Genomic DNA, 958 nt, shown 5'->3' with positions numbered 1-958 from the left:
AGAAAAACAGCCTGTTTTATGGGTTCCAAATGCATTACCTAATGCTTTAAAAACGCTTAGAGTTAATTACAGGAGCTCGTTTTTTAATTGAATTTGGCTGTTAGAGTTATTCTACAGCCTCGTTAGCTGCATCAAGGGAGGTGTCGTTAAAATGGATGAACTACATACAAAATTAGAAGTCGACTTTGCTACTTTCTTGAAGGAAAAAGGTTTTGTAAATGGCTCTGTTATTCACGAACCTCATATTAAGGTCAGTGGGCGAGAAATGGGGTGTAGACCAACATTTTTATTAATTGACCCTGTTAATCAAGAGAGACTTGCGGTTGTCGAGGCAGCAGAGGAATCTAAAAGTAAAACGGTCACAAGCCATGGAACAAAATCGGCACAAGAATACTTGGAGTTATGTAAAAAAGGTATAGGCGATGAAAATCTCCCTGCATTTTACTTAACGAGCAACCTGTATGAAAATAGTAAATCTCCATTCCAAATACATACTTTCAACAAAAAAAACCAATTGGAACAAATTGACAGCGAATTATTTCCAACATTACTCTCTTTAACTTCTAATAAAATGGCGAATGAAAAGCATGATATTAAGGTTAATAAAGATCATGCTCTAAGCTCATTTAAGTTATTAGCTTATACCTTGTCATTTGTATTATTAACTCTAGTTGTTTTAGATTTTATTATGTCCTTAAAGGGGATAACTCTACTTACAGCTGAGAGGTTAGCATTGATCGGAACGGCGGTTATTTTAATAATAATTCCTTTTTCTCAAAAATTTAAGGGACTAGGGGTTGAGTGGGAACGAATTTCTGCAAATCAAAATGCAGCTAACAACACGCCCTGAGGTGGACAACTAGTAAAATTTAGCTATTTATTGCAAATTTTAACAGCGGCGAACCTCTTCTTTTTAGTGCTTCTAAATATGTTGATTCGTTGTAAGGTGTATGTGTCT

General features: G+C 35.3%; 1 protein-coding gene. It reads left to right on the top strand.

From position 1 onward, the window contains the following. Positions 1–151 precede the first annotated feature (151 nt). Positions 152–850, top strand: a complete 699-nt coding sequence (locus HH219_RS21625) for a hypothetical protein (RefSeq protein WP_169328601.1) — start codon at positions 152–154, stop codon at positions 848–850. Positions 851–958: the final 108 nt, after the last annotated feature.

This window comes from Pseudoalteromonas sp. NEC-BIFX-2020_015 (assembly GCF_012952265.1).
Taxonomy (GTDB): domain Bacteria; phylum Pseudomonadota; class Gammaproteobacteria; order Enterobacterales; family Alteromonadaceae; genus Pseudoalteromonas; species Pseudoalteromonas neustonica.
Note: the sequence above shows the minus strand (reverse complement) of the source record. Positions and strands in the feature narration are given on the sequence as shown.